At 73.6% G+C, this 5,576-nt stretch carries 2 protein-coding genes; both read left to right on the top strand.

The genetic code is table 11. The features are described from left to right. Positions 1-4,127, top strand: a 4,127-nt coding sequence (locus ACZ6CL_RS42660; protein WP_468946909.1) for an SDR family NAD(P)-dependent oxidoreductase, incomplete at its 5' end; no start/stop codon positions are given. A 68-nt stretch (positions 4,128-4,195) separates the two neighbouring features. Then, positions 4,196-5,576, top strand: a 1,381-nt coding sequence (locus ACZ6CL_RS42655; RefSeq protein WP_468946907.1) for a type I polyketide synthase, incomplete at its 3' end; no start/stop codon positions are given.

The following is a 5,576-nucleotide window of genomic DNA, read 5'->3' as shown; positions in this document are numbered from 1 at the left end:
TGCGCGAGCGGGTCCGGTTCGCCGATGCCGTACGGGCCCTGCTGGACGACGGCCATCGCGTGTTCATCGAGGCCAGCACCCACCCCGTCCTCACCATCGGCCTGCAGGAGACGTTCGAGGAGGCCGGAGTCCAGGCCGCCACCGTGCCCACGCTGCGCCGCGACCACGGCGGCCGCGACCAGCTGGTCCGCGCGATGGCCCAGGCCTTCACCGCTGGGGCCGAGGTGGACTGGTCCCGGCGGTTCCCCAGCGACCCGGCCCCCCGCGTCGTCGACCTGCCGACGTACGCCTTCCAGCGCGAACGGTACTGGCTCGACCGCCGGGGCGGGCCCAGTGGCGATCCGGCCGAACTGGGTCTGGTGTCCGCCGGGCATCCGCTGCTCGGCGCCGCCGTGGAAGTGGCCGAGGGCGGCACCCATCTGCTGACCGGGCGACTGTCCCCGCAGACCCACCCCTGGCTGAACGACCACCGGGTGCTGGACACCGTGCTGCTGCCCGGCACCGCCTTCGCCGAACTCGCCCTGCACGCCGCCGCCCGGACCGGCTGCGACCACGTGTCCGAGCTGACCCTGGCCGCGCCGCTCGTCGTACCGGACAGCGAGGCGGTCGACGTACAGGTGACCATCGGCACCCCAGGCGACAGCGGCGAGCGCCCTCTCACCATCCATTCCCGTCCCGCCGCCGAGAGCGGTGAGACGGCACCGTGGACGCGGCACGCGACCGGTGTGCTCGCCCCCTCACCCGCGACCGCGTCCGTCGCGCCGATCGACGGTGCGTGGCCGCCGCCGGGAGCCACACCGCTGCGCGTGCGGGACTTCTACGCCCGGCTCGCCGAGCACGGCTATGCCTACGGCCCGTCGTTCCAGGGGCTCACCGCCGCGTGGCGGCTGGACGAACACCTGTACGCCGAGGTGGCGCTGCCCGAGGGCGAACGCGCCTCCGCCACCGGGTACGGCATCCACCCGGCCCTGCTCGACGCCGCCCTGCACGCCCGCGCCCTGGACGTCGCACCCGATTCCGAGGAGGCGCGGCGGGTCCTCCTCCCCTTCGCCTGGAGCGGTCTGCGACTGTGCGCCACCGGTGCCGACGCCCTGCGGGTGCGCATCACACCGACGGCGGCGAACCGGCTGGCGCTGCGGGTCTGCGACCCGGTCGGTACACCGGTGGTGGCCGTGGACGATCTGATCCTGCGGCCCGCGCCGGAAGACGGACGGCTCGGCCGGGCCCGGGCGGCGGGCCGCAACGCGCTGTTCCAGCTCGGCTGGGCGCCGATGCCCCTGCCCGAGGGCGGGCCGGTGCTTCGTACGGCCGTCCTCGGATCCGGCGCGGAACCGCTGGCCGCCGCCCTGCCCGATGCCGCCCGTCATTCCGGGCTCGACGCCGCCCGGGCGGCCACGGCGGAGGGCGCACCGGCCCCCGACGTCGTGTTCGCCACCGTCGCCACTCCCCCGGACGCCGACCCGGTCGAGCACACACATCGCATCGCCACGGACGTGCTCTCGCTGCTCCAGCGCTTCCTCGCCGCCCCCGAGTTCACCGGCTCCCGGCTGGCCGTCGTCACCCGGCGCGCGGTGGCCACACACGGCCAGGACGACATCGGCGACCTGCCCGCTTCCGCCGTCTGGGGTCTGGTGCGCAGTGCCCAGTCGGAGAGCCCCGGCCGCCTGCTGCTGCTCGACCTGGACGAGCATGACCTCTCGCCGCGGACCGTGGCGGGCGCGGTCGCCTCGGGCGAGCCGCAGATCGCGCTGCGAGGTGACCAGGCGTACGTGGCCCGGCTCGTCCATGACGACGCCACCAAGCGGCTCACTCCGCCCGAAGGCCGGGCGGCGTGGCGGCTGGGGCTCACCGGGCACGGCAGCCTGGACCACCTCGCCCTGGCCGACTGCCCGGACAACACGCGTCCGCTGGGCTCCGGCGAGGTGCGGGTGGCGCTGCACGCGGGCGGGGTGAACTTCCATGACGTCGTGGTGGCGCTGGGCATGGTGGAAGACCCCCGGCCGCTCGGTGGCGACGGCGCGGGGGTGGTGGTCGAAGTCGGCCCGGACACCGGCCGGTTCGCCGTGGGCGACCGGGTCATGGGCCTGTTCAACGGCACCGGACCGCTGGTCATCACCGACAGTCGGCTCATCACCCGGATGCCGGACGACTGGTCGTACGCGCAAGCGGCGACCATCCCGTCGGCCTTTCTCACCGCGTACTACGGACTGGCCGATCTCGCGGGGCTGCGCTCGGGCGAGAAGCTGCTGCTGCACGCGGCCACCGGCGGGGTGGGGTTGGCGGCCGTGCAGCTGGCCCGGCACTGGGGAGCCGAGGTGTACGCCACCGCGAGCCCCGGCAAGTGGCACGCGCTGCGGGCCCGTGGCTTCGACGACCGCCACATCGCCTCCTCCCGCGCGCTCGACTTCGAGGACCGTGTCCGCGAGGCCGCCGGGTCCGTCGACGTGGTGCTCAATTCGCTGGCGGGTGACTTCGTGGACGCGTCGCTGCGGCTGCTGGCGCCCGGCGGACGCTTCATCGACATGGGCAGGACCGACCTCCGTGATCCCGATCAGGTCGGCGCCGAGTACGCCGGGATCCGCTACCGTGCGTTCGACCTCGTCAGCGGTGCAGGTCCGGACCGTATCCAGCAGATGCTGGCCGAGCTGTCGGTGCTGTTCGAGGACGGGACACTGCGCCCCCTGCCGACCACAGTGTGGGACATCCGCCGAGCTCCCGAGGCGTTCCGCCACTTCAGCCAGGCACGCCACATCGGCAAGATCGTCCTGACGATTCCCCAGGCCCTCGACCCGGAGGGCACCGTCCTGATCACCGGTGGCACCGGCACACTGGGGGCCGCCACCGCCCGCCACCTGGCGACGCGCCACGGCGTGCGGAGGCTGCTGCTGGTGAGCCGCCAGGGACTGGACGCGCCGGGCGCTCCCGAACTGGCGGCCGAGCTGGCGGACCTGGGCGCCCAGGTCACCGTCGCCGGGTGTGACACCGCGGACCGGGCCGCCCTCGCCAAGCTGCTGGCGTCCCTTCCCGAGCGTCATCGGCTCACCGCCGTGATCCATGCCGCCGGGGTGCTGCGCGATGCCACGGTCGAAGCGCTGACCCCCGCTCAGGTGGACGACGTGCTGCGGGCGAAGGCGGACGCGGCGTGGAATCTGCACGAGCTGACCCGTGAGCTGGCCCCGGCGGCGTTTGTGCTGTTCTCCGCCGCCGCCGGGCTGCTCGGCGCCGCGGGGCAGGGCAACTACGCGGCCGCCAACGCCTTCCTGGACGCCCTGGCCCAGCACCGCCACGCCCAGGGCCTGCCCGCCACCTCCCTGGCCTGGGGCTACTGGGAGCAGGCGACCGGCATGACCGGGGACATGACCGACGCCGACCGGGCCCGGCTGGCGCGGGCGGGCATCGTGGGACTGGAGACCGAGCAGGGCCTCGCACTGCTCGACATCGCCCTCGCCAGCGGTCTGCCCACGCTGGCGCCCATCCGCCTGGACCTGGCCGCCATGCGCCGTCAGGCCCGGGACACCGAACCACCGGCCCTCTTCCGCACCCTCGTGCGCGGCGGCGCTCCGCAGGCGGCCGCCACAGCGGTAGGGGCGTCCGCCACGGACCCGGCGCAGTCGCTCGCGGCGCTCTCCGCCGAAGACCGGCAGCAGGCGCTCCTCAAACTGGTACGCGGCCACACCGCGACCGTGCTGGGCCACGACGCGGCGGAGTCCATCCACCCCGCGCAGAACTTCCGCGAACTCGGCTTCGACTCCCTGACCGCCGTCGAGCTGCGGAACCGGCTGAGCGCCGCCACCGGGCTGCGGCTGCCCGCCACTCTGGTCTTCGACCACCCCACGCCCACCGCGGTCGTCCGGCTCCTGGACGAGTTGCTGGCCCCGGCCGGGGTGGCGCGGAGCGGCTCGCTGCTCGCCGATCTGGACGCCATCGGCGCGGCCCTGGGCGCGGTGGCCGACGACCGGGAGCAGCGGACGCGGATCGCGGAACGACTGCGGGAGTTGCTGCGCAGGGTGGACGGCGATGCCGAGGAGGAGAGCGCCGAGGGCGATCTGGAGTCGGCCACCGACGAGGAGTTGTTCCAGGTGCTCGACAGCGAACTGAACGCTCCCGTCGACGACAGCCTCCGCTGACGTTCCCCCGGCTCTCCTTCCCCCCTTCCGATGAATCCAGACGGCCGTGACGATCGGGTTGATGTGACATGACGGACGACGAGAAGCTCCGCAGCTATCTGAAGCGGGCGACGGCCGATCTCCGCCTGGCCAAACGACAGTTGCGCGAGGCCGATGAGCGGGCCCGGGAACCCATCGCCATCATCGGGATGGCCTGCCACTTCCCCGGCGACGTGGCGTCTCCGGAAGATCTGTGGCGGGTGGTGAGCGAGGGGACGGACGTCATCTCCTCCTTTCCCGAGGACCGCGGCTGGGACCTGGACGGCCTCTACGACCCGGATGCCGAGCGCGCCGGGACGAGCAGCGCCCGCGAGGGCGGCTTCCTCCGTGATGTGGCCGATTTCGACGCCGACTTCTTCGGGATCAGTCCGCGCGAGGCCGCCGCGATGGACCCGCAGCAGCGGTTGCTGCTGGAGACGGCGTGGGAGGCGTTCGAGCGCGCCGGTCTCCGGCGGGACATGCTGAACGGGAGCGACACCGGGGTGTTCGCGGGGGTGGACTCGTACCACTATCTGTCGCTCATCGGCCGGACGACCAGCGACGCGGCGGGCTATGTCGCCACCGGGAACCTCGGCAGCGTGGTGTCGGGGCGGGTGTCGTACTCCTTCGGCCTGGAGGGACCGGCGGTGACGGTGGACACCGCGTGTTCGTCGTCGCTGGTGGCGACGCATATGGCGGCGCAGGCGCTGCGGCAGGGCGAATGCACCCTCGCGCTGGCGGGCGGGGTGACGGTGATGGCGACGCCGGGCGGCTTCACCGAGTTTTCCCGTCAGCGTGCGCTGTCCCCGGACGGGCGGTGCAAGGCGTTCGCGGCGGCGGCGGACGGCACCGGATTCTCCGAGGGTGTCGGGCTGGTGCTGCTGGAGCGGCTGTCGGACGCGCGGCGCAACGGCCATCGGGTGCTGGCGCTCGTACGCGGCTCAGCGGTCAACCAGGACGGCGCGAGCAATGGGCTGACGGCGCCGAACGGACCGTCGCAGCAGCGGGTGATCCGGCAGGCGCTCGCCAACGCCCGGCTGGCGCCCCGCGAGGTGGACGCGGTGGAGGCGCATGGCACCGGTACGACGCTCGGTGACCCGATCGAGGCCCAGGCGCTGCTGGCCACGTACGGACAGGACCGGGCGGACGGGCGGCCGCTGTGGCTCGGCTCGGTGAAGTCGAACCTCGGGCACACCCAGGCCGCCGCCGGGGTGGCCAGTGTCATCAAGATGGTGATGGCGATGCGGCACGAGTCGCTGCCCGCCTCACTGCACATCGACGAGCCGACGCCGCACGTGGACTGGACGGCCGGTGCGGTGCGGCTGCTGACCGAACAGGTCACCTGGGTGACGGACGACCGGCCACGGCGCGCGGGGGTGTCCTCCTTCGGGATCAGCGGCACCAACGCCCACCTGATCCTGGAGGAACCCC

This window comes from Streptomyces sp. NPDC041200, assembly GCF_055591805.1.
Note: the sequence above shows the minus strand (reverse complement) of the source record. Positions and strands in the feature narration are given on the sequence as shown.